21 protein-coding genes and 1 tRNA gene are annotated in these 24771 nt (G+C 45.0%); 11 read left to right on the forward strand and 11 right to left on the reverse strand.

Annotated elements, in window-relative coordinates; genetic code table 11:
* Positions 1 to 90: 90 nt before the first annotated feature.
* On the forward strand, positions 91 to 1281 hold the full coding sequence (tuf, locus tag AAHK14_RS06040) for an elongation factor Tu (RefSeq protein ID WP_194092777.1): 1191 nt from the start codon (positions 91 to 93) through the stop codon (positions 1279 to 1281).
* 110 nt (positions 1282 to 1391) lie between these two features.
* On the opposite strand, the gene AAHK14_RS06045 is transcribed toward tuf, so the two are convergent.
* The 7 genes from AAHK14_RS06045 to AAHK14_RS06075 form a co-directional block, all read right to left on the reverse strand.
* Positions 1392 to 2546, reverse strand: a complete 1155-nt coding sequence (locus tag AAHK14_RS06045; protein WP_065254898.1) for a cytochrome P450 — start codon at positions 2544 to 2546, stop codon at positions 1392 to 1394.
* A 252-nt stretch (positions 2547 to 2798) separates the two neighbouring features.
* The gene (locus tag AAHK14_RS06050) at positions 2799 to 3827 is read right to left on the reverse strand and encodes an IS110 family transposase (protein ID WP_083108321.1); all 1029 of its coding nucleotides are present in this window, start codon (positions 3825 to 3827) and stop codon (positions 2799 to 2801) included.
* A 259-nt stretch (positions 3828 to 4086) separates the two neighbouring features.
* On the reverse strand, positions 4087 to 5229 hold the full coding sequence (locus AAHK14_RS06055) for a 5-methyltetrahydropteroyltriglutamate--homocysteine S-methyltransferase (protein WP_065255231.1): 1143 nt from the start codon (positions 5227 to 5229) through the stop codon (positions 4087 to 4089).
* A 110-nt stretch (positions 5230 to 5339) separates the two neighbouring features.
* Positions 5340 to 6281, reverse strand: coding sequence for a reverse transcriptase family protein (locus tag AAHK14_RS06060; RefSeq protein ID WP_065255232.1), 942 nt, complete (start codon positions 6279 to 6281; stop codon positions 5340 to 5342).
* Positions 6274 to 6561 (reverse strand): helix-turn-helix transcriptional regulator, encoded by a 288-nt coding sequence (locus tag AAHK14_RS06065; protein WP_065255233.1) that lies wholly within the window; start codon positions 6559 to 6561, stop codon positions 6274 to 6276. The genes AAHK14_RS06060 and AAHK14_RS06065 overlap by 8 nt, the downstream gene beginning before the upstream one ends.
* 75 nt (positions 6562 to 6636) lie before the next feature.
* Positions 6637 to 6894, reverse strand: a complete 258-nt coding sequence (locus AAHK14_RS06070; RefSeq protein ID WP_065255234.1) for a hypothetical protein — start codon at positions 6892 to 6894, stop codon at positions 6637 to 6639.
* A 354-nt stretch (positions 6895 to 7248) separates the two neighbouring features.
* Complete coding sequence (locus tag AAHK14_RS06075; protein WP_065255235.1) at positions 7249 to 8556, reverse strand: MFS transporter; 1308 nt, start codon at positions 8554 to 8556, stop codon at positions 7249 to 7251.
* A 306-nt stretch (positions 8557 to 8862) separates the two neighbouring features.
* Between AAHK14_RS06075 and AAHK14_RS06080 the strand changes: the two genes are divergently transcribed.
* From AAHK14_RS06080 to AAHK14_RS06105, 6 genes are all read left to right on the forward strand, one after another.
* Positions 8863 to 10095 (forward strand): multidrug effflux MFS transporter, encoded by a 1233-nt coding sequence (locus tag AAHK14_RS06080; protein WP_065255236.1) that lies wholly within the window; start codon positions 8863 to 8865, stop codon positions 10093 to 10095.
* A gap of 66 nt (positions 10096 to 10161) precedes the next feature.
* A tRNA-Met gene (locus AAHK14_RS06085) sits at positions 10162 to 10238 on the forward strand.
* A 215-nt stretch (positions 10239 to 10453) separates the two neighbouring features.
* Positions 10454 to 10951, forward strand: a complete 498-nt coding sequence (rimP, locus tag AAHK14_RS06090) for a ribosome maturation factor RimP (protein ID WP_065255237.1) — start codon at positions 10454 to 10456, stop codon at positions 10949 to 10951.
* Between the two features lie 34 nt (positions 10952 to 10985).
* The gene (nusA, locus tag AAHK14_RS06095; protein WP_065255238.1) at positions 10986 to 12467 is read left to right on the forward strand and encodes a transcription termination factor NusA; all 1482 of its coding nucleotides are present in this window, start codon (positions 10986 to 10988) and stop codon (positions 12465 to 12467) included.
* Between the two features lie 198 nt (positions 12468 to 12665).
* Positions 12666 to 15473 carry a translation initiation factor IF-2 gene (infB, locus tag AAHK14_RS06100; RefSeq protein ID WP_065255239.1) on the forward strand — a complete coding sequence of 936 codons (2808 nt, stop codon included), beginning with the start codon at positions 12666 to 12668 and terminating at the stop codon, positions 15471 to 15473.
* A gap of 74 nt (positions 15474 to 15547) precedes the next feature.
* Complete coding sequence (locus tag AAHK14_RS06105) at positions 15548 to 16387, forward strand: 2OG-Fe(II) oxygenase (protein WP_083108235.1); 840 nt, start codon at positions 15548 to 15550, stop codon at positions 16385 to 16387.
* A gap of 79 nt (positions 16388 to 16466) precedes the next feature.
* Here the strand turns inward: AAHK14_RS06105 and AAHK14_RS06110 are convergent, their stop codons facing one another.
* The 4 genes from AAHK14_RS06110 to AAHK14_RS06125 form a co-directional block, all read right to left on the reverse strand.
* A complete protein-coding gene (locus AAHK14_RS06110) occupies positions 16467 to 16718 on the reverse strand; it encodes a helix-turn-helix transcriptional regulator (protein ID WP_065255290.1) in 252 nt (83 codons plus the stop codon).
* Between the two features lie 37 nt (positions 16719 to 16755).
* Positions 16756 to 18468: a HAMP domain-containing sensor histidine kinase gene (locus tag AAHK14_RS06115; RefSeq protein ID WP_227514655.1), complete on the reverse strand. Its 1713-nt coding sequence runs from the start codon at positions 18466 to 18468 to the stop codon at positions 16756 to 16758.
* 96 nt (positions 18469 to 18564) lie between these two features.
* Positions 18565 to 19287 carry a response regulator transcription factor gene (locus AAHK14_RS06120; RefSeq protein WP_065255240.1) on the reverse strand — a complete coding sequence of 241 codons (723 nt, stop codon included), beginning with the start codon at positions 19285 to 19287 and terminating at the stop codon, positions 18565 to 18567.
* Positions 19288 to 19535: 248 nt separating this feature from the next.
* A complete protein-coding gene (locus tag AAHK14_RS06125; protein ID WP_065255241.1) occupies positions 19536 to 20873 on the reverse strand; it encodes an efflux RND transporter periplasmic adaptor subunit in 1338 nt (445 codons plus the stop codon).
* Between the two features lie 238 nt (positions 20874 to 21111).
* Here AAHK14_RS06125 and AAHK14_RS06130 point away from each other — a divergent pair, with 238 nt between their 5' ends.
* From AAHK14_RS06130 to AAHK14_RS06145, 4 genes are all read left to right on the forward strand, one after another.
* Complete coding sequence (locus AAHK14_RS06130; RefSeq protein ID WP_036388546.1) at positions 21112 to 21459, forward strand: response regulator; 348 nt, start codon at positions 21112 to 21114, stop codon at positions 21457 to 21459.
* 45 nt (positions 21460 to 21504) lie between these two features.
* The gene (locus tag AAHK14_RS06135) at positions 21505 to 21867 is read left to right on the forward strand and encodes a response regulator (protein ID WP_062498751.1); all 363 of its coding nucleotides are present in this window, start codon (positions 21505 to 21507) and stop codon (positions 21865 to 21867) included.
* Between the two features lie 3 nt (positions 21868 to 21870).
* On the forward strand, positions 21871 to 22401 hold the full coding sequence (locus AAHK14_RS06140) for a chemotaxis protein CheW (RefSeq protein WP_062498750.1): 531 nt from the start codon (positions 21871 to 21873) through the stop codon (positions 22399 to 22401).
* 299 nt (positions 22402 to 22700) lie between these two features.
* Complete coding sequence (locus AAHK14_RS06145) at positions 22701 to 24767, forward strand: methyl-accepting chemotaxis protein (protein ID WP_227514656.1); 2067 nt, start codon at positions 22701 to 22703, stop codon at positions 24765 to 24767.
* Positions 24768 to 24771 lie beyond the last annotated feature (4 nt).

Here is a 24771-nt window from a genome sequence, read left to right on the forward strand (position 1 = left end):
AAATCCGTTTTGGTTTGTCCATGAGTGGCAAACCAAAACAATCACTTATCAAAACCTTGTGCAGTTTGCACGAATCAAAAGGATATTATCATGGCCAAAGCCAAATTCGAACGTAACAAACCACACGTAAACGTTGGTACCATCGGTCACGTTGACCACGGTAAAACTACCCTAACTGCTGCGATTGCTACCGTTGCTGCTAAGCACCACGGTGGTGAAGCAAAAGACTACGCTGCCATTGACTCAGCTCCTGAAGAAAAAGCTCGTGGTATTACCATTAACACTTCTCACATCGAGTATGACACTGCAGCTCGCCACTATGCACACGTAGACTGCCCCGGTCACGCCGACTACGTTAAAAACATGATTACTGGTGCCGCTCAAATGGACGGTGCGATTCTAGTTGTTGCTGCCACAGATGGTCCTATGCCACAAACTCGTGAGCACATCCTTCTGTCTCGTCAGGTTGGTGTACCTTACATCATGGTATTCATGAATAAGTGCGACCTAGTAGACGACGAAGAGCTACTAGAACTAGTAGAAATGGAAGTACGTGAACTTCTATCTGACTATGACTTCCCAGGTGATGACACCCCAATCATCAAAGGTTCTGCTCTTCTAGGTCTAAACGGTGATGCTGGTCAATATGGCGAGCCTGCCATCCTAGAACTACTAGACACCCTAGACAGCTACATTCCTGAGCCTGAGCGTGACATCGATAAAGCATTCCTAATGCCAATCGAAGACGTATTCTCTATCTCTGGTCGTGGTACTGTGGTAACAGGTCGTGTTGAATCTGGTATCATCAAAGTTGGTGATGAAGTTGAAATCGTAGGTATCAAAGACACCGCCAAAACCACCTGTACTGGTGTTGAGATGTTCCGTAAGCTACTAGACGAAGGTCGTGCTGGCGAGAACTGTGGTGTTCTACTACGTGGTACCAAGCGTGAAGAAGTTCAACGTGGTCAAGTACTAGCCAAGCCAGGTTCAATCACCCCACACACCAACTTTGACGCTGAAGTATACGTACTGTCAAAAGAAGAAGGTGGTCGTCATACTCCATTCCTAAATGGCTATCGTCCACAATTCTACTTCCGTACCACTGACGTAACAGGTGCCATCACCCTACAAGAAGGTACTGAAATGGTTATGCCTGGCGACAACGTTGAGATGAGTGTTGAGCTTATCCACCCAATCGCCATGGACAAAGGTCTACGCTTCGCGATTCGTGAAGGTGGTCGCACCGTAGGTGCTGGTGTTGTTGCTAACGTTAAGAACTAATCTAACAAGATTGGCTTAACAGCAAACAAGACCAACCAAGTCAAACCAAACCCCCTGCCAGAGATGGTGGGGGGTTTGGGTTTTTGGAAAAGGGGAAAGGGGGAATGAAGTTAATGAAGCACGACTTCTAAGCGACTAAAACCTGACGCAGGATAGATGGCATGGTCAAAGTAGTCGTCAGACGCAGGGCGAATCTTGCTTACCTGCTCTGCCAAGCATTCTACCAATAGCCCCAGTTCAAGCTGTGCCAATGGCTTACCAGGGCAGACATGAACGCCATGTCCATAGACCAGATTATTAGCTTGGTTGCGGTGTAGTTCAAAACTGTCCGCTTGATGAAAGGCTTTGGGGTCACGGTTGGCGGACTGCCAGTTAATCGTGATTTTGGCGTCTTTGGGGATGTCCACGCCATGTAGAGTGACAGGGCAGGTGGTGCGTCGTCTGTTGGTGATGAGCGGGTCGTGTAAACGCAGTATTTCTAGGACGGCATTATCAATGTCTTGGGGGTTGGCTTTGAGATGAATCAAGACATCAGGATGATGAATAAAAAATTCAAAAATAATCCCGACCGCTGACGACATGGTGGACAGTTCACCCACCGTCCAGTTGCGAATGAGTGAGATAAGCTCTTCATCGCTCATCACTCGCTCGCCTTGTGGTAACATGACCACGTCGTTCATCAGTTCAAAGGTCACATCATCAGGGCGTTTTGTCCGTTTGTCATCCAAAATCGCCTTGATATAACTGTCAAATTCTAAGGCGACACTGGCAATCTCATCCCGATTTTGGCTCAGTGTGGCTTTGCGGTTTTTCTCAATCCATGCGTTTAATGGTGCTTCGGTCTCATCGCCCCAGCCCATAAAGGCATTTTGTAGCTTGACGGCATAAGTTTTGGCAAACTCTGCCATGACATCAATGGGCTGACCCTTGGGCAGTTGGCTCACTAAGCTGTCAATCAACTCCTTGGCGATGGGGTGAAATGTCGCCATGCGGTCAGCGGTAAAATATTTATCATTAATCGCACGAAACGCCGTATGAACAGGTGCGTCCATGCCGTTTGGCACAGCGATATGGCGGTCTGAGACGTGATTGGAAAATATCGCAGGGTCGTTTAGAATGTGCATGACATCAGCATGAGAAAACACGCTATAACCGAACTTATCATCATGGGCGATGGGACAGCGTGCTCGCATGTCGTCATAAGCACGACGCTGATTTTTCTGAACTTGTTCATCATCAGATTGCCAGTTGATGGAAGTGGACATAAATTATCCTTGGGCGGTGAATGGTCTTGCCATTGTAATCAACGCATGACAATCCTGCTATTAGCCCTTGGGGGTAGGGTGTGATGGTTTGTCAAAAAACTTCCTGCAAAACCCCAAATTAAAGAAAACTGCTCAAAGTGAGCTATGCCTGCCCATAACGGTTTTCCGCCACCCGCAGGCATAGCTCAGATACCATGATACCCCACCTAAGTCAATGGTTTTTTAAGTATCTGGTATCTAGTATCTTACAAACTAACTTAAAGATACTTGTTGCTCAAAGGATGTTTGGGTTTTGATAACACCAAAACAGATATGTACCAATTTACGCATACAAGCACATAAGGCTTGCATTTTGGTTTTACCGTTTTGTTGTAATCGTTCATAAAATGCCTTAATGGTGCTATTATAACGAATGGCACTCATTGCAGACATATACAGCTTAGCACGCAAAGAGACTTGCCCTTGTTTGGACAGTTTGGTTGCTCCCTTAAAGACACCTGACTGTCTTTGTTTGGGTATTAAGCCTAAAAACGAAGCCATCTGTGAGGCTTTTTTAAATTGTTTGGTATGTATTAAGCATACCACTTCTTTGGCAATAACAGAACCAATACCGTCAATGGTTTCAAGTAAGGTTTTGTCTTGCTTTAAACTTGGTTGTTTGTCAACAAAGTCATCAATGTCTTTGGTGAGTTTGGCAATTTCCTCTTGAAGGACACTGATGACTGTTTGCATGGATGCTTTAACCAAATCGGGCAGATTGGGTGATAAGAGCAACTCTTGTCGGTTTTGCTCTCGTTGCAAATCTTCTTTGAGTGCTTCTAAGCGAGCCAATAGAGCTTTTAGCTGTTTGGCTTCAATGCTAGGTGCTACCCAAACCTCAGGCTTGTGGCTATAACCATACCTTGATAAAATAATGCTGTCTTTTTTATCAGTTTTATGGATTACCCCCAAACTGTCTGCAAATTTGCGGACATAGTTAGGATTGACAATGCTTTGCTTGATATTATTATCATCAAGAAACTCACTTAGGTGTTCATGATAAACCCCTGTTGCTTCTAGGATGATGTGTAGCTCATCAAGATGATTGCTGACATTGGTTTTTAACCAAGCAAGCAGTAAATCAAAGCCTGCTTTGTTGTTGTTAAAAACCTTGGTTTTTACTTTATTTGTGCTTGGGTTTATAAATGCAACATCAAACTTTGCTTTGCTGATGTCTATGCCAATATAGTGTATCATCTGTCTCTTGCCTTGTTTATGCAGTGTCTGTTTTAATAAACGCACTTAGATACCATTCAGAGTTAAGATGACAAGCAAAGGACACCATCTGAGCACCAGTGTTAAGACACTAAGGGCGAACCCGTGTTCTCTTTGCTTGTATAACCCAACAACATTCTAGCAGATAATCTAGGTTTGGTGTTGGGTTGATACAAGGGCGAACGGAAAACCTGGTTTTGCAGGAAGTCTAAATAAAAAAGCGAAACCGCCAAATTTGCCAGTTTCGCTTTTTGCTTGTTATTTAAAACAATTGTTTTTAGGGAAATTATTCACCCCAAACTTCATCAGCGATATCTCTAATCATCTTCACCTTTGCCCACTGAGCTTCTTCGGTTAGGATGTTGCCTTCTTCTGTGGACGCAAATCCGCATTGTGGCGATAGGCAAAGCTGGTTGATGTCCACGTATTGCGTGGCTTCTTTGATACGGGCGATGATGTCGTCTTTGTTTTCAAGGTCGCCTGTTTTTGAAGTTACTAGACCTAGCACGACTTGCTGGTCTTTGATGTGGACAAGTGGGGCAAAGTCGCCTGCTCGCTCACTGTCATATTCCAAGAAAAAGCCGTCCACTCGGCAGGTGCCAAACAGCACTTCGGCAATCGGAGCATAACCGCCTTCTGAGAACCACGTTGAGCGGAAATTACCACGGCAGATGTGCATGGTGATTTGCATGTCGGCAGGTTTGGCATCCACAATTCGGTTTAGCATGGCAACATAATCCACCGCCAATTTGTCAAAATCAATGCCACGCTCGGCAAACTCTGCCTTTTTGTCTAACGCACAAAATTGCCCCCAGCTTGTGTCGTCCAGTTGCAAATTACGCAGACCCATATCATAAAACTTGTGCATGGCCTTGACATAAGCGGCCACAATGTCATCGTACAGACGGTTTTCATCTTGGTATAGCTCAATGGGCTTATAGTTGACATCACGCACGCACGCCACAAGATGTAGCATGGATGGAGAGGGTATGGTGAATTTGGTTGGGGTGTCGCCTGCACAGTCTTTTAAGATTTGGTAGGCTTTGATAAAAGGGTGGTCGTCTGAAAAATCAATCTTATCCACGATTTTGACGCTATGGCTTTTTGGCTTGGCATCTTTAAACTGCACCGAAAAATTCTCGGTTTCTACCCACTGCACGCCGTCCAATCCAGCCATAAAATCCAAATGCCACCACACACGGCTAAACTCACCATCGCTAACAGCGTGCAAGCCATTTTCTTTTTGTTTGGTGACCAGTTTGCCAATTTCATCTTTTAAAATGGCATCATAATCATCTTGCCCGATTTCGCCTGCATTTAGCTTGGTTTTGGCGGTCATCAGCTCATCGGTGCGTAAAAACGAGCCGACCACATCATTGCGATAAGGGGCGACATTGCGAGGTTTGGCGTTTGGAAAAAGCTGGCTCATGGCTTACTCTCTTTTGCTTGGTTAAAATCATGTTACAATAACTTACCATTGGTTTGGTATTGTAACATGATTTTAGAAATAGTTAAAAGGAAAGCTCTTTTGTAAAGCATTTAAGGGGCTATCTTATTGAGCTTATTTAATAATTTATCAGCTTCATCTTGATGAAATCTTCTTAAATTATACACCTTTCCTTTTATGCTGTTGTATAATTTTTTATATTCTTCCTTATTGTAATTTTTATAAAATTTTTCACAAAAATAAACTTCTGAGCGAATAGAATTACGCTCTTTTTTGCTTAAAGTTAGACGTTGTGTAGAAACATTGATTTGGGTAACTTTTTGCCTATCTTTGCCATTTTTCATAATAGAATGTTTTTTGCGATTTGGTTTAACATTGATACTTGCTAATAAACCATAAACTTTAGAGATAATTTCTGATTTCTCTTTGTTGCTTAATATTCTTTTACTGGAAATTGTTATATCATCTACAAATCGGGTATAAATCCAACCTTTTTTGCCAAACTCTTCGACTAGCTTAGGTTCTCTCTGCCATAAAACTAAATTACCAATATAACCACTTACTTTGCTTCCTTGAACTAAAGAGCCTTTAAAAGTGGTTATTTCCGCCAAACATTCTGCTACCTCATGAGAGAATCTAAAGAAGTTACTCCAAATTTGATAAACTAAATTCTTGGTGATGCTAGGGAAAAAGTTTTTTATATCTTCACTAATAATAGTTTTCGGTTGTAGGTGTTGTTTTGCATTGGTGATATAATCCCTCTTTTTGATTCCGCCATGCAAATAGCTAGGAAATTTCAATACATTGAAAAAATTTTTAACGATTTTTGCATGTACTTTCTTTAATTCTTCTTTTACATCATAAGTTTCACGAAAAGAGCCGTCTTCTTTTTTGACTCTTCCTTGCAAAAAGAAGAAGTTATCTGAATTTTTTTGTAAGAATAGCAATCTTTCTAGAGTGATATCTAAAGACAGAGCCAGACTTTTTAGGTTGGCTATTGGTTTATAAGGGTAGTGAAACGTATTGTTATCCATTTGATTCGTTCATTAAGGATAGGGCGAGATAAGATAATTTTTCTGACAACTCAGGACTGATATTTTTTCTTTCATCATTTTCCGTTGCCAAAAATATTAAAATGGTTGTTGGTATGTCCAAAGCACTGCATATTTTTTCAATGGACGAAATATTGGGATCTCTTTTTCCTTGCTCTAGAAGAGTCAAGTAGGAAATAGACAATCCAGAAATTTCTGCTAATTTAGTTTTAGTAAAGCCTTTTTGGTTGCGACATAGTTTAATTGCTTTGCCAATATTCATAATTAGGATTTCTTTGTTTTAAGATTAAAAAATAATAAATAAAAGCAACCTGCTGTATTTCAGCAAAATAAAAAATCATTCATCTTTATGTGCATATTCAAAAAATTGATTTAATATTTCTGAACTTTCATTTAAGATGACAAAGCGAAGAATAATACCAATGACATTGCCAAGCCTTCTTAATATGTCTTCATTTTTAACATTCTGACAATTTTCAAGGTCTTGAATGATTTTCTCAAGTTTTGCCTTTCTACCACTATCCAAAGTATCATGCATTTCCAACTGAAGTTTTTTTAACTCTTCAATGGTCTGCTTTAAAAGATTGTTTTTCATTTTAAAAACCTTTATATTAACGGTGCAAAATTACACCAGTTGCCAATATAATATTGAACCGATAAGGAATACTTTGGATAGTACAGGTTGCTTTCTCAATGGCTGGGTTGGCAGTTGCCTAGCCAACCCAGTACTCCGTTAGGCTTACGTTCTGCGTTTGGGGGGAACGCCGATTTGCCCGAAAGTAGATTATCCAAGAAAGATAACCGACACTTAAATAAGTGCCACGTAGCAGTTCAACATATTAGGTTTTATCTTTTAAAGGCGCATCGAGATGATTCATCTCGTCCGATAAAGGATATTATATACAAAAAATTTACTAAGTCAATAATTTTTTTACTGATAGTCAAAAAATCAACGTTCATTTGGCTTTAAAAAATATAACGCCACCAGTGCCAATAAAATAAAACCACTCGCCCCAAGATACAAATCATCTTTGCCAATACCCACATCCAACAGTTTCCCTGCCAGCATGGGCGAGACGATAGAACCAATACGCCCCACGCCGATTGCCGTGCCAACCCCTGTGCTTCTAAATTCTGGGGCATACAGCGTGGGATTTATGGTATAAAGTCCTGTGATACAGCCATTGACAAGGCTGCCGACCAAAATGGCAAAGACAAGGGCGAGCGTCAAAGTGGGACTAAACACAAAGCCGATAATGGCAAGGGACGACAGCACAACAAACGCCATGAGTGTGGATTTTGGGGTAAATTTACTCACCAAAAAACCAAAGATGAGCGAGCCTATCGTACCGCCAATGCTGATTGCCATGCCAACCTTTTGGCTTTGTTCTTTGGCAAGTCCTGATGATTCTAACAGAGCAGGTGTCCATGAACTGATAAAATAAAAGGACGACATCACAGCAATGAACGCTGCCCAAATGAGTAGAGTGGTCTTTAATTGACCTTTGGCAAAGAGCTGGCTAATGGGGGCTTTGGGTTTGGTAGATTGGGTTTGGGTGGGCAGTTGCCAGTTGCCTTGTTTGCCGATTTTGTGGGCGATTTTGGTGAGTTTGGTTTGGGCGTTGGCAGGTTGTTTTTGGTTTAAAAAATCCACCGATTCAGGCAATAGGCTAACGAGTGCCACCAGTGCCAGCCCCGTCAACACCGCCCCTGTCATAAATACCGAACGAAAGCCAAACTCATCTTGGAGCATGACCGCTGACAGCCCGCCAAGCATCGCCCCAATACCAAAACCACAAGCATAAATGGCAATGGCAAGCCCACGCCATTTTTGGTTGGCGTATTCGCTCACGATGACGTTGGTACATGGCAAAATGCCACCCACGCCAATTCCTGTTATCACGCGCCAAAAGCCAATGGATTGGGTTGTGTGCGAAAAATACGTCATAAACATGCCCAGTGCCGATAGGGCGGTTGCTATGATAAGCAATGGACGTCTGCCAAATTTGTCCGCCAAAGGGGCGAGCCCCATAGAGCCGATTGCCATGCCAATAAAACCTGCACTCATGAGCGTACCGATTTGCACCCCTGTTAGCCCAAGCTCGGTTTGGATGCTTTTGGCGGTAAAGGCAATCGCCAGCACATCAAAGCCGTCTAACATATTTAAAAGAACGGCCAAGGCAACGATGAGCCACTGATAGGCACTCATGGGCGTGTGGCTGATGGCGTGGGCTAGGTTGGTTTGATGCGTCGTCATGGTGTGGTCATCTGGTGGGTGATTATTTAATGGTCATACTAAATGTCATACCGAGCGTATTGCCCTAATAAAAATATAACAAAATGTCCATGATTAATCAATTTCAATATTTTCAATATAAGATGAGATTTTTTCAATATTAAACAGTCAATGTCGGTATTGCAATTTTTTACCGTCAAATGGGGCAAATCATGGTAAAATAGTCGGATTTTCTCATTTGTTTTTGTTTTAAAAAATTTGGCTGATTGACATAATAATAACCAATAACCATACCCATCAGTCAGCATTAAGATAAGCAATATTAATATGCCACATCATAGCTCCCAAGACCAGACGATATCTGACAAACCCTTTCCCACTCTGTGGGTGATGATGATGGGGGTGATGATTGCCATTGGTCCGCTTGCCATTGATATGTATTTACCTGCTTTTGTTAGCATGGCGGATGATTTTGGTGTGAGTGTCTCTCAGGTGTCCAAGTCGGTGCCATTTTATTTTATCGGATTGGTATTGGGGCAGTTATTTTACGGGCCGTTCTCCGATCGTGTCGGGCGAGTATTGCCCATGTACGTGGGTATGACGATATTTGTGATTGCATCTGTTATTTGTGCAACTGCTACAAGTGAGATGGTGCTATTTGTTGCCCGTACGTTGCAGGCGTTGGGAGCATGTGTAACAGCTGTGGTAACCCGTGCTGCCATCCGAGATACTCTAAATCCCATACAAGGGGCAAAGGCATTTAGTCTTATGGTGCTTGTCATGGGGCTGGCTCCGATATTAGCACCGAGTTTGGGGGCACTGATTTTAAACTTTGCTGATTGGCATGCTCTGTTTTGGTTTTTGGCAGGTTATGGATTATTTAATATTGTCTTGACCAAACTGTTTTTAAAAGAAACGCTTGCCCCCAAAAATCGCAATACCAAACCCATCAGCCAAACCTTTGTGTCTTATCTGGATTTGGTCAAAGACAAGACATTTATCGTTCCTGCTGTTGCAGGGGGCGTACTACAAGGGGCATTCTTTATTTATCTGTCCATTTCAAGCGAGTTATTTATGGTAAATTTTGGCTTATCTGAGCAGCAGTTTGCCATCGCTTTTGGAGCTAATGCCTTTGGGTTTATTGCCCTAACACAGGTCAATCAGTTTTTGACCAGTCGTTTTTGTCTTGTGCAGTTGCTACGTTTTGGGGCTTTGATGCAGCTTGTCTCTGCCAGTTGTCTGTTGGTGTTGGCATTGATGGGGCTTGGCTATTTTCCACTTGTATTTGTGGCGATATTTTGTTGTATTTCAGGACTTGGCTTTACTCAGCCTAATGCTACCGCCATCGCTCTGGTATATCAAAAAAAGCGGGCAGGTATGGCATCTGCCATGCAAGGGGCATTGCAGTTTAGTGTGGGGATTTTTGGGGGATTACTACTAAGTCTGTTTGATGTCAGTCCTGTGTTAAAGCTGGGTATTATCATCACGGCACTTGTGTCGTTTGGAACTTTTTTGGTCTATCAGCTTGACCCTAAGATGGATTTATCTAAGATGAATTAATTTTAAAAAAGTTAAATTTTTTCTTGACAATGTCAAAAAGCGTGCTATAATGGCACTCTAAATTGATGCGGGGTGGAGCAGTCTGGTAGCTCGTCGGGCTCATAACCCGAAGGTCGTTGGTTCAAATCCAGCCCCCGCTACCACTTTTTAAATCCTTACTTCAAAAGTAAGGTATCTTTCCATAAATTTATCATTATTTTTTAAAATTGATAAAGTAAACATGGTTAAGATGTCGGCGAGCAATGATTTTAGCCCACCAACGTGTTTTGTGGGTTTTTTTGTATTTGCAATTTGCCAAACCGCTTTTAACTCTTTTGATTTTTAATTTGTGCTTTAACATAGGATTAACCAAGCCAAAATGAAACCATCTAGCAAGATTGCTGAACTTACCCAAATGATTGCCCCTGCGGTGTCCGCTTGTGGCGTAGAGCTTTGGGGGATTGAGTTTATGCCTCAGGGGCGTAAATCGTTGCTTCGTATTTATATTGAGGTGAACACTCATGCTCGTGAGCGTGGTGAACATATCACCATCGAAGACTGCTCAGCGGTTAATCATCAAGTCTCAGGTGTGTTAGAAGTGCATGACCCCATTGCAGGTGAGTATGTGCTAGAAGTATCAAGCCCTGGATTTGATCGCCCACTGTTCACCCCAGAGCAGGTGGCAATGTTTGTTAATGAGATGGTCAGCTTACGTCTGATTCATGCCACCGGACAAGGTGATGTCAAACGCCGTAAAGTCGTGGGTCATTTGATGAGTGTGAGTGATACGGGCATGCATGTGATGACCGAAGATAAACTAGAATTTGACATCGCTTTTGATAATGTAGATAAAGCCAATTTAATCTATCAAGATTGATGTTGTTATTAATCAATTAACCTAAGGATAAGCAATGAGCCGTGAAATTTTGACCGTTGTTGAGACTGTCAGTAATGAAAAAGGACTTGACCCTGATGATATTTTTCAGGCGATTGAGCAAGCACTTGTTTTTTCAACCAAGAAAAAGGTTTATACCGACCAACCTGAGGTGGCAGTACGTGTTGCTATTGACCGCAAAACAGGTGATTATGACACTTATCGCTACTGGACGGTTGTGGCAGATGAAGACCATGAGATGCCTGCTTGTCAAAAGGCGATCAGTGATTTGGATGAGGATGAATACCAAATTGGTGATATTATCGAAGAGCAGATTGAATCAATTGAATTTGGGCGTATTGCTGCAACACAAGCCAAGCAAGTCATCATTCAAAAAATCCGTGAAGCTGAACGTGCTTTGATTGCGGATGCTTTTGAGACTCGTGTGGGCGAGCTGATTACAGGTGAGGTTAAAAAAGCAAGCCGTGATGGCTATGTCATTGATTTAGGTGATGGAGCAGAGGGTTATCTTGCCAAAGACCAAACCTTACCCCGTGAAATGCTACGACCTAAGAGTCGTGTAACTGCCCTGCTGACCAAAGTTAATCGTGATGGGCGTGGCAGTCAGCTTGTGCTGTCTCGCACGAGTAATGAGATGTTGATTGCACTGATGACCAAAGAGGTGCCTGAGATTAGCGAGGGTATCATTGAAATTCGTGATGTGGCACGTCTGCCGGGGTTGCGTGCCAAAATCTCGGTAAAGACAAGCGATAGCCGTATTGACCCTGTGGGAGCATGTATTGGCATGCGTGGCACCCGCATCCAAGCGGTACAACAAGAGTTAGATGGTGAACGTATTGATGTTGTGGTGTGGAGCGATGATCCTGCCCAGTATATCATCAGTTCATTGGAGCCTGCTGATGTATCTAGTATTGTGCTGGATGAAGATAATCAAACCGCTGATATCATCTTTGGGGCAAATGACCAGTTAGCACGTGCCATCGGTTCACAAGGTCAAAACGTGCGTTTGGCATCTGATTTGACTGGTTATAAACTCAATATGATGTTAGAATCTGAGTATCTAGAACGCCAAAAAAGTGAATCTGAGGTGATTATCACGCTGTTTTATGAGCGTTTAGAGGTGGACAGAGATTTGGCAGAAGCATTGGCGGAGATTGGTTTTACAACCATCGAAGAGGTGGCTTATGTGCCTGCTGAGACTTTTTATGACATTGATGGATTGGATGATGATACCATCGCTGCCATCCAAGAACGTGCCAAAGAAGTCATCATCAATGATGAGCTTATCAAACAGCAAAACATTAAAGAGCCTAGTGGCGAGCTACTTGCCCTAGAAGAGATGACCCCTGCCATCGCTTATAAACTGGCAGAGCGTGACATCATTACCCTTGACGACCTAGCCGAACAAGCGGTGTTTGACATCGAAGACATCGAAGGCATGGGCAGTGAGCTGGCGGGCAAGCTGATTATGGCAGCACGTCAGTCATGGTTTGAATGACCATGCGTGCGTCATGGGGCGTGCTGTCATGAGTACGTAAGGACGTTGCCAAATTTGGTTGGTGAGAATTTGGCAACTTGTAAAAATGGAGGGTAAAGTGGGGATGAACAAGACTTATCCTGCCCATCCATTTTCACCAAATTCATCATTTTATGATAAAATCATTCATCAAATAACCAAACAAATTTAGGTAAACCAATGGCGACAAAAACCGTAAAAGAATTAGCAAAAGACTCCAACATTACCACTGACGTGCTTTTAAAACAACTAAAAGACGCAGGTCTGCCCACTCGTGGCGAAGATGATTCTGTCTCAACCGATGAACAGGCGACGTTGGTGGCATTTTTAAAACAAAGTCATGGTCAAGCCCAAAAGACCCGCATTGGCATGACTCAAAAAACCACCACCACCAAAAAAATCACCACCACCACCGGCAAAGCCCAAAACATCAATGTCGTACGTGCCAAAAAAAAGCAGTTTGACATCCAAAAACCTGACTTAGCTGCCGAGCAAGCCAAAGCCCAAGCAGAGCGTGAAGCCGAAAAAGCCAAAGCCATCGCCGCCCTAGAAGCCAAGCAAAACGAAGAGCGTGCCAAACAAGAAGCTGCCAAACGTCAAGAGGCGACATTGGCTGCCATGCGTGCCAACTCGGGCAGTGCAAATGGTGGCGAGAGTAAGCCCAGTGCGTCTGTTGTTGTCAAAAAAGTTAAAAAAGATGAAACCGATAAAGACGACAGCGTGGTCAGCTCATCTGTGGTCAAAAAAGGCACAGTCGCCAAGAGTGACGTAAAATCTGACAAAAAAGAGACCAAAGCAGACAAAGCCAAAAAACAACCCGCCAAACCTGCCAAGAGCGAGACCGAAGAAGAACGTCAAGCTCGCTTGGCTCGTGAAGCCGAAGAGCAAAAACTGCGTGAGATAGAAGCGGAGAATCGTCGCCGTGCTGCCATTGATGCCCAAAATCGCACTTTGGAGCAGATGAAACAAATGGCAAATCGTTATAGCGAAAAAGACGAGGTGCCAAGTGCGGTCGTGCGTAAAGATGAGCCACTAGCAGCAGGCTTGGTCGGAGCGGCATTAGAAGAGTCTTTTGAAAAAGAGCGTCGTGAGATTAAGCGTGGTACCAGCAGTATATCAAGCCGTGCCAAAGGCGGTAAGAAAAAAGGCAAAGAAGAGCTTGAAATCAGACCCAAGTCACGCGGGCTAAAATCATCACAAGCGAACAAACATAAGTTTGAAATGCCTGTGGAAAAAATCATCCATAATGTTGAAGTGGGCGAAGAGATTATCGTGTCTGACCTTGCCCAAAAAATGGCGGTCAAAGTGCGTGAAGTCATCAAATCACTCATGAAAATGGGCGAGATGGTACGTGAGGGCGATGTCATCGACCAAACCACCGCCGCCCTAGTCATCGAAGAGTTTGGACACAACTTCATCGCTGTATCTGATACCCAGCTAGAAGATGACCTACAAGAGGCTGCTACCGAAAAACAAGGCAACGTCCAAACACGCCCGCCTGTCGTTACCATCATGGGTCACGTTGACCATGGTAAGACATCACTACTGGACAAAATCCGTGAAACCAAAGTGGCAAGCGGTGAAGCTGGTGGTATTACCCAGCACATCGGGGCGTATCATGTTGAGACTGACCGTGGTGTGATTACCTTCCTTGACACCCCCGGTCACGCCGCCTTTACCGCCATGCGTTCACGCGGGGCTCAGGCGACCGACATCGTGGTCATCGTGGTGGCGGCAGATGATGGAGTTATGCCACAGACCGAAGAAGCCATCGACCATGCACGAGCGGCTGGCACACCAATCATCATCGCCATGAACAAGATGGATAAAGACACCACTGACCCAGAGCGTGTGTTAAATGAGCTGTCAGTCAAAGAAATCATCACGGATGCTTGGGGTGGGGATACGTCACTGGTCAAGGTCTCCGCCAAAACAGGCATGGGTATCGATGAGCTGTTAGAGACCATCAGTATCCAAGCCGAAATCATGGAGCTGACCGCTCCTGTGGATGGTGCTGCCCAAGGCGTGGTCATCGAATCTCGCCTAGACAAAGGACGTGGTGCGGTGGCAAGCCTACTGGTCAAAAAAGGCACGCTAAAACAAGGCGACCTAGTGCTGGCAGGCGAGTTCTATGGCAAAGTGCGTGCCATGACCGATGAGAATGGTGAGCGTATCAAGTCGGCAGGGCCTTCTATTCCTGTGGAGATTTTGGGCTTGCCTGATGCTCCGATGGCAGGTTCTGAGTTCTTGGTAGTCTCTGATGAGAAAAAAGCCCGTGAAGTGGCGGATTTTCGTATCGCTCGTGAGCGTGAACGTTTGCTTGAACGCCAAAACAAAATGCGTCTAGAAAACATGTTTGCCAACATGGGCAGTGAGGCAAAAACCCTAAATCTTATCCTAAAAACAGACGTGCGTGGTTCGCTAGAAGCCCTGCTTAGTGCGTTAGATGAGCTATCAACCGATGAAGTCAAAGTGCGTGTAATTAGCTCGGGTGTGGGTGCCATCACTGAGTCTGATGTCATCTTGGCGGAGTCTAGTGAGGCGGTTCTGCTTGGCTTTAACGTGCGTACTGACAATGCCGGCAAGCGTAAAGCAGATGAGGCAGGGCTTGACATTCGTTATTATAGCGTGATTTATGGCTTGATTGATGATGTCAAAGCAGCGATGAGTGGCATGCTTGCCCCTGAGCACCGTGAGAAAATCTTGGGTATTGCCGAGGTGCGTGAAGTATTCCGTTCTAGCAAATTCGGGGCGGCGGCAGGCTGTATGGTACAAGAGGGTACGATTTATCGCAACAAGCCCATCCGTGTTCTGCGTGATGATAAAGTCATCTTTACAGGGCAACTCCAATCCTTGCGTCGCTACAAAGACGATGTGAACGAGGTCAAGGCAGGCATGGAGTGTGGTCTGGCGGTCAAAGGCTATGAAGTCGCCGCTGGTGATAAGATTGAAGTCTTTGAGATTCACGAAGTGGCACGCACCCTGTGATGTCATGACAAAAACCGCTTGCCCTAGGGTGAGCGGTTTTTTTGATAACAAGTTGCACTAATAGGAGTATTCATATGACATCATCTACCTTTTCATCATTAACTCATGAAGACTTACTGGCATTGAGTTTGACACTTGATGACAGTTGGAGGCAGTGGATAGAGACCAATATCGAGCGGGGGTGCAGTCCTGCCAGTATCGCAAAGATTTTGGCGGATAATAAAAAGTTGCCAAGCAAATATCTGCCTACCGTGCGTCCAAATATCACCAGCGATGATGAGAATTTTATTGATATTGATGGGCATACCGTGCAGGTGATTTGCACTCTAAAATCGCCCCGAGTGGTGGTGTTTGACAACCTGCTCACGCAGGCGGAGTGCGATGAGCTGATTGCATTGGCAGACGGTAGGTTGGAGCGTGGTAAGGTCGTTGATGACAAAACGGGCAATTCACGCCTGCACGCCCATCGCAGTAGTGACAATGCCCAGTTCACCTTGGGTGAGTTTGATGTCATTGACCGCGTGGAGAGACGCTTGGCGACTCTACTAAACTGGCCGGTGGAAAATGGCGAAGGCTTACAGGTACTGCGTTATCAAAAAGGTGGGGAATATCGTCCGCATTTTGATTATTTTGGCGACAGCGTGGGCGGTCGTAGGCACTTAGAAGTAGGCGGACAACGTGTTGGCACGTGCGTGATGTATCTGTCGGATGTGCAGGCAGGGGGCGGAACGTCATTTCCCAGTGTGGGTATGGAAGTCAAACCCAAAAAGGGTGGTGCGGTGTTTTTTGCTGATGTGGACGAGCAGGGGGATGTGGACAAACTGACCTTGCATGCAGGCGTGCCCGTCATTACAGGTGTGAAATTTATCGCCACCAAATGGGTGCGTGAACGCCCTTATCGACGTGAGAGTTAATGTCGTCTTATTAATAACAAGTCGTCCACAGTCATGTTGGGCGATTTTTTATACCAAATCATTTTTTAAAAGTGTTTGCTTAAAATATCTTGGTTAGGTCTTGCTCTATCAGCAATTTATCCAGCGGAGTTTCTAAAGCATCGGCAATCTGCCCCATCAGGTCGATGGACACCGCCCGTCCGCCATTTTCAATCTCACAGACATAGGTTTTACTGATGTTGGCACGAAACGCCAACTCTTCTTGGGAGAGCTCTTTGATACGCCGAAGTTGTCTCATGTTTTGGGCGAATATTAGGCGATATAAATGGGGTGTTTGGTTGGATTTTTTCATGGGGTTATTGTAAGGGTGGGGCGTTGGCTGATTGGCATTAACCATCCTGATTCATCGGCAACACCACCAAAAAGCGGGTTTTGCCCTGCCATGTGTCGGTGCTGATATGTCCGCCATGGGCTTCGGCGATTTGGGCGACCAATGACAGTCCAAGCCCTGAACCTTTTTTTTCTTGTTTTAGTCGCACAAAGGGGCTAAAAATATCTTCACGCTTGTCCACAGGAATGCCAGCTCCTTGGTCGATGACCGCCAGCACGGCATAGATGCTTTTTTTGCCGTTATCCTTGTCTTTGTTGCGAGAGAGTAGTTTAAAGAAGGCACGGGTGTGTTTCTCTAACGGCGTGCCTTGGGCGGTTGGTTCTGATTCTTTGCTGTTTTTGTGTTCATTGGCTTTGGTGGTTTTGGTTGTATCTTGGTCGTCCTGCCCTTCGTCATTGACATTAAGATGGCTTGCCAGTTCGTCATCTGCGATATCGTGGGTTATCATGTCATGAGTGGCAGGCGTGTTCGTGTGCTCGTTATCTTTGCTAAGGTCGATGAGTGCCTTGGGGATAAAGCCTGCTTCTGCCAGACTGGGCGAGCCATAGACGTAGATTTCCACGGGGGGTGTGCCGTGGATGAGAGCGTTATTGATGAGATTACGCACCAAATGCGTCAGCAGTTTGGGCTGTGCCATCATCGTCACAGGTTCAGCAAAGAGTGTCGCTTCGGTATAGTGCTGGCATTCGCTTTTGATAAGCTCTACCAAATCCACGCTTTCATTGGCTTGTAGGGCATGACCTGCATCCAGACGGCTCACCAATAAAATACTCTCAACCAAATCATTAAGCCCTGTTAAGTCACGGTTGATGGCACAGGCACGTTTGTCAAATTTGGCTTTGTCGGCAGGGTCGAGCTTTTGGGTGAGCATGTCCATCATCTCAATCTGCAAGCGAATGCGAGTAATTGGCGTCCTAAACTCATGACTGGCGTGAGCAAGGAGCAGGCTGTTGGCATTGATAAGTCGCTCTATTTTCTCGGCAGACTGGTTAAAGCCATAGGCGAGCATGGCAATCTCATCATTGCCCGTCTGATTGACCCGCACGCTAAAATCGCCATCCCCCATTTTTGCCATCTTGCGACTCATCTGGTTGAGTCGCCACGTCATGTTATGGGCGATGCCCCACAGTACCGCCGTCATGATAAGAATGAGTAAAAGCGTGCCAGTAAAGAAGTTGAACATGCCCAAAAACGGACGTTCTTTGGGGGGTTTTCGGCTCTCATACCACACCGAGTAGCCCGAGCTGGTCTTTAAGATGACATGATGTGGGTCGTTGCCCGATAGGGTGGGCAAGGTCTGGGCAAGCCATGACGGGGTGGGGGGCAGACGTTCGGGCAGTTCGCTGTTTTCGGTTTTTAAGATGAGATTGCGTTTTTTGTCATACAGTCCGATTTTGGCGTCTAAGCTCTCATCAAAGATGTCAAAACTTTTTTTGACCACAGCAAGGATAAATCGGGCTTGCAAGCGGTTGTTGTCCAAAGTGGCATTGTCCACTTCTATCAAAAATGGGTCAATTTGCCCCACGATTTGCCCTGCGATGACTTTGGATTTCATGCTGTCGGAGTTGTTATGGACAAGCTGAGCGAGCAAAATCATGGCAATGGCAAAAGCAATGATTGCCAAAAATACACTAATAAATAGCCTTGCAAACAGTGAACGAAAGCCAAGACGGAGGCGGATTGGTGGGGGGCTTGGTGTGGGCATTGACATGTTAAATACATCAAAAGGCGTAAAAGGATTACGCCTTATCTATATGTAAAAAATACAAAAATCCAATGACAAAGCAAAAGCATTGGATTTTGAGAATCATACTTGATCGGTTGCAAACTGATATCCCACACCACGCACGGTAATGATGCGTTTGGGCTGACGAGGATTATCTTCAATCAAGGCTCTAAGGCGTGAGATATGCACGTCAATGGCACGGTCAATATTCTCTGAACTGTCGTCATTGGGCATGGCTTGCCAGAGCTGTTCACGGTTTAGTACTTTTCCTGCATGAGTGGCAAAGTAGTGAAGCAGTTGGAATTGGTGCGTGGTCAGACGGACGATGTTGTCATCAATGGTCACTTCATGACTGTCAGGGAACACCGTCAGTCGTCCAAAGGTGAGACTGCCTGAGTCTGTGTCAGCTTGGTTGGGGGTCTCATGACGGCGTAGTACCGCACGGATGCGGGCGAGCAGTTCACGGGGTTCAAAGGGTTTTGAAATATAGTCGTCCGCCCCCATCTCCAAGCCCAGCACACGGTCGGTGGTGTCGCCCTTGGCGGTGAGCATGACGATTGGCACTTTGTTAATCATCACATTCTTGGATGCTCGCACCTTTTGGCAGACCTGCATGCCGTCCATGTCAGGGAGCATCAGGTCAAGTACGATAAGGTTGATGTCACGCTCTTTGGCTTCTAGCAGGTCAAGCCCTTCTTGGGCGGTGGGGGCGTGATGAACTTCATAATAGTTCATGGAAAGATAGTCACTGATAAGCTCCGCCAAATCTGGGTCGTCTTCGATGAGTAGGATTTGCTTGGTCATGGTTGTGCCTTGTGTTAAATAGTGTTTAAATTATCTTTTATAAAACACCCAAAAATTAAGGGCGAAAAATCATGGCTATATCTTGCCAATATTTATCCACTTTGGCAAGGGGTAAATTGTTATTTAATTAAAATGGCAGGGTATATTTTAGCCGATTTTACCTACTTTTACACATTCTTTGTAACTATTGTTACAGACGATGGTGAGATTGGGACAAATAATAGGGCGTACCTGCCCTAGCCTACGGGCTATTTTAAACGCACTCGTCCACCATGAGCCTGTTTGGGTAGGTCAGCAAGCACAATCAAGCCATCTAAGCCAATGCCTGCGATGAGATATTGGTCGCTTTCGGGTTGGTATTCGATGATGACGATTTTGGATAAAGCCAAGCGTTCATCTTGCCCTACTGTCCACAGCCATGCAGGGCGTGGCGTGGCAGGGCGGTAGGGTGGTTTGGTCAGTTCCGATAAATCCATGGGGTTTAGCATGTCATCAAAAATGGCAAAAGACGGCACCAAAACCCCAATCTCAATCTGCCCATAATTGACATAACCACCCACTCGTTCATCAAGGGTCAGTTTGGCTTTTTTGGCTTGTTCGGGTTTGATGGTGACGTGGATGTCCATCATGCCATGTACTTTGGCACTCGGGATGATCCCCTTAATCTGACCGCCAAAACTTCGCCCATCTTCGGTATCAAAGGTCACGCCATCGCCCACCGCCAGATAGTCGGCGAACTCAGCAGGCAGGGGGCTGATGAATTTGACAAAGCGTTCATCAAAGACGACAAGCACGGGCGTGTCTTTGGGGTGGGTGGTGTTTTTGTCTGTGACAAAGACGGCTTCTATCTTGCCTGTCATGGGGCTTTTGACATCAAACGGGGTTTTGGTGATGATGGGAGTGGGGACTGTTTGTGCTTCATCATCGGTGTCATCTGCTTGCTCGTGGGGGCTGGTTTTTTCTTTGTTTTTAGATTGGTTTTTTGATTTTTCGGATATTTTTGTGTTTTCTGCCTTGTTTGTGTTTTGTTTGTCGGTGGTGGCATTGTCAGCAGGTTTGCCCGTATCATCGATAATGGTATCGTCACCGCTTGGACTGCCATTAGGGCTGTCATCGGAACTGTCATCGGAACTGTTATCGGGATTGTCAGCAAAAGTGATGGTCTCTTGATAGAACCTGCCCACAATATCGCCTGCCTTGACTGTGTCGCCTGCCTTGATGAGCATGCGGTCAAGCCTGCCTTCTTGGGGTAGGGTGATGGTTGTTTGCTTGTGGGGGATGATAACCCCTTCTAGGCGAAAGGCGGGCTGATAACGCTCGGATTTGATTGCCATGACATGAGCGGTGGCAAGGGTTATGTTATCGCCATTGAGGGCGATTTTGGCGTTATCGGCATCGGTGGGTGGTCGCACAGCCGTGTTGCCATGTACCAGCCCATCTCGCTCGTGCTTGTCATCAAAGCTAGACAAATCGGTCAGCTTAGCATCAGGCACAGGCTCGCAGGCACTCACCAATAATGACAGCACCACAAGGGCGGACAGTGACCGAAAATACAGCAAAAGAGATGGGGTGATGGTTGAGTTCATGACAATGTTACAATCAGCGAAAAAGAGTCAGTAAAATACCCTGCTATCGTATCATATTTTTAGCCCATAAATCCTTTGTTTTGTCAAAAAATAGTGGAAAATTTGCCTTATTTGTGTTAAAAAGTAAAGTAGGTTTTTACTGACTAAAATATTGTCAAAATTTAACCAATTTCTAAATTTACAATCCATTTTCAAACAAAAGGATAATCCCGTGAGTGAATTTGCTGGTCTTAAAGTCATGATTATTGACGACTCCAAAACCATCCGCCGTACCGCCGAAGCCCTACTGCAAAAAGAAGGCTGTGAAGTGATTACCGCTGTTGACGGCTTTGATGCTTTATCAAAAATCGTCGAGACCAATCCTGACATCATCTTTGTGGACATCATGATGCCACGCCTAGACGGTTACCAAACCTGTTCTATGATTAAAAATCACCCAGAATACGCCCAAAAGCCTGTCATCATGCTGTCATCCAAGGACGGTCTGTTTGACAAAGCTCGTGGACGTATCGTGGGTTCTAACGAGTATTTGACCAAGCCATTTAGTAAAGAAGACCTGTTTGCGACCATCAGTCGTTTTCGCTAATTGGGTAAGACACCTAGCGAGACTTTTTATTTATCGGAGACAGACATGGCAAAAGTATTAGTAGTGGACGATTCACCAACAGAAATGTTGCGATTTCGTGAGATTTTGGTCAAAAACGGCTTTGAGATGTTTGAAGCAGACAATGGCGAAGATGGCTGTGCCAAAGCGATTGAAGTGATGCCCGATGTGGTGCTGATGGACATCGTCATGCCTGAGATGAACGGCTTTCAAGCCACTCGCAAAATCACTCGTGAACCCAAAACCGCCCACATTCCTGTGATTATTGTCAGTACCAAAAATCAAGAGACAGACCGTGTATGGGGCAAACGTCAAGGGGCAAAAGAGTACCTAACCAAGCCCATTAACGAAGAAGAGTTAATCAGAGTCATTCACTCTGTATTGGAGTAAGCCGTGGCGTCGTCTGGTTTTATTGAGTTATTGCGTCTTGCCGACCTTGCCAAGGCTCGGGCAACAGGGCGACACGATGCGGACTATACGCAGTGGATTGGCATTGCCTTTGAAGTAGGTGGACAAGAATTTGTCGCCCCGATGGGTGAAGTGTCTGAGATTTTGGCGCTGCCTGAGCTGACCCCCATTCCACTGACCAAGCCATGGCTACTTGGTGTGGCGAACGTGCGGGGGCGACTGTTGCCACTGGCGGATTTGGCAAAATTTTTAAACATTGACAGTCGTGAACGCCTTAAAAACAAAAAGGTGATGGTCATTGACCAAGATGGCTTTTTTTCGGGCATTTTGGTGGATCAAGTGACAGGCATGGTGCAATTTTCGGGCAGTGAATACCAAGATGTGCCTTTGCCCGAAGAGTCGCCCTTTGCTCCGTACAATCACGGCAGATTTGTCAAAGATGATAAGGCATGGCATGTGGTCATGCCATCTTTGCTGTTTCATGATACCGAGTATCTAAATGCAGCATTAGGCTGATGGTGTGTTATTGGTTTTGTCAAATCAGTGCTTGATGTATCAAAATCAAGACGTGTCAATTTTTTGCCAATGATAAAATGATAAAATTAAATGTCATTTGTCTTATTTTTGTCTTATTTTATGTTAGTAGGGTAAATGCACCCAATATATTCACCCAATATATTTTAGCAAATTGTTTTAGCAAATAAATATAGAATCAATCAAACATTTCATCAATAAGTGGTGGGATTGATGAGTTGTATCAGTTAAGAAAAGCGGGCAGCAGTGATAAGTGGCTCGGTTTTAAAAGGATAAGCAAAATGAATGATGTGAGCAAAGTCTCAGAACCCCTAGTGGTCGCCCCAAAGTCAGATTCAGAGAAAAAGTGGTGGACACTACTGATCATCTCTGGATTTATTGCCATGTTTAGCTTGGCGTATTTGGCGTACTCACTGCTAAAAGTAACCGATTATCTTAGCGATGTTAATCAGCTGGAAGTTAATGCGGTAAATATCGTCAAAAACATCAATGACGCCACGTTTTCTCGTGATTTTGATGTTAGCAAAACCGCATATGCCAAACTGGTGGCGGATGTGCAGTCCTATGAGTTGGCACTATCACGCCTACAAAACAACAAGATGGTGGGCAATGCAGGAGCAATCAACGCCATCAGCAATGACTGGCAATCCAAAAAGGACAGTGTGGATTATATCGTTGCACATCAAAATGACATCAATGCCTTGCAAGATTTACAAAAACAAGTCCAAGATGCCACTCATCAAATGCAAGAGCAATATGCCAACGTTACCGACCAAGCCATGAAAGTGGGTGTATCGTCTGCTTTTATCAAAGAAATTCAAGGGCAAATTTTACGGCTTGAACGCATCAGCGAAAAAATGGCGGCATTGACCAGCAGTACAGGCACCAATACCGATGAGTTTAAAGCAGAAGTGGCAAATTTTTCACGTGTTTTGGACAATCAACAAGGAGCCTTTGGGCAAGTCTCCCCAGCCTTGCAAAATATTAATGATACGTATCAGCAAATGGTCAAACCTGTCATGGGTCAGCTGACCGACCTAAGTAACCCCACCATCCAATCTCGTGAATCCGCCCAAGCACTTACCGACCTTGCCACCAAAACCCAAGAACAGCTGTCTAAGATTGACCGTGGTATCATTACCCAAAAAAGCATTCTCATCCCTGCACTTTTATTGTTGCTTAGTAGCCTTGTTTTGGCATTTGCCTTGTATCGCTTGCTAAGACAGCAAAGCAGTCAAGAGCTGCGTGTGAGTGAAAAAGAAAACTTGCGTCAGCGTCAAGAGATGGAAAAGGAAGCAGCACGAGCCAGACAAATCCAAGAAGAAAACGAACGCTCACAAATGGCGATTTTGCGACTGCTTGATGAATTGGGAGATTTGGCAGAGGGTGACTTGACCGTAAATGCCACCGTATCAGAAGACTTTACAGGGGCGATTGCCGACTCGGTGAACTTTGCCATTGACCAACTGCGTCAGCTGGTACTTGTCATTAACACCACCGCCGACCGTGTTGCTCAGTCATCACAACAAACACAGATGACCGCTGTGGAACTTGCCGAAGCATCTGAGCATCAAGCCCAAGAGATTGCTGGTGTATCTGCTGCTATTAATGAAATGGCGGTTTCTATTGATCAGGTATCAGCGAACGCATCAGAATCTGCTTCGGTTGCTCAGCGTTCGGTTGTCATCGCCCAAAATGGTGCAAACGTGGTACAGCGTTCCATTGAGGGCATGAATACCATTCGTAATCAGATCCAAGAGACATCCAAACGTATTAAGCGTCTGGGTGAATCATCACAAGAGATTGGTGATATCGTTGGATTGATTAACGACATCGCCGACCAGACCAACATCCTAGCCTTGAACGCCGCCATTCAAGCATCGATGGCAGGTGAGGCTGGTCGTGGTTTTGCTGTTGTTGCCGATGAGGTTCAGCGACTGGCGGAACGTTCTGCTGCGGCAACTCGTCAGATTGAAACACTGGTAAAAACCATTCAAGCAGATACCAATGAAGCGGTATCATCCATGGAATCTACCACCGCAGAAGTTGTTAAAGGTGCCAAACTTGCCAAAGATGCTGGTGAAGCACTAGATGAGGTGCAAAACGTATCAAATACATTGGCAGACTTGATTCAAAACATCTCAAACGCTGCTCGTCAGCAAGCCACATCAGCAGGTCATATTTCTAGCACGATGAACATCATCCAAGACATCACATCTCAGACATCATCAGGTACGATGGCAACCGCTCGTTCGGTAGGTCGTCTAAATGAGATGGCAGCGGCACTCCAAGAGTCGGTATCTGGCTTTAAGTTGTCAAATGATGATGACGTCTTTGCTGACAGCTGATTGT

The sequence above is a fragment of the Moraxella sp. K1664 genome (assembly GCF_039693965.1).
In the GTDB taxonomy this organism is placed as follows: Bacteria; Pseudomonadota; Gammaproteobacteria; order Pseudomonadales; family Moraxellaceae; genus Moraxella.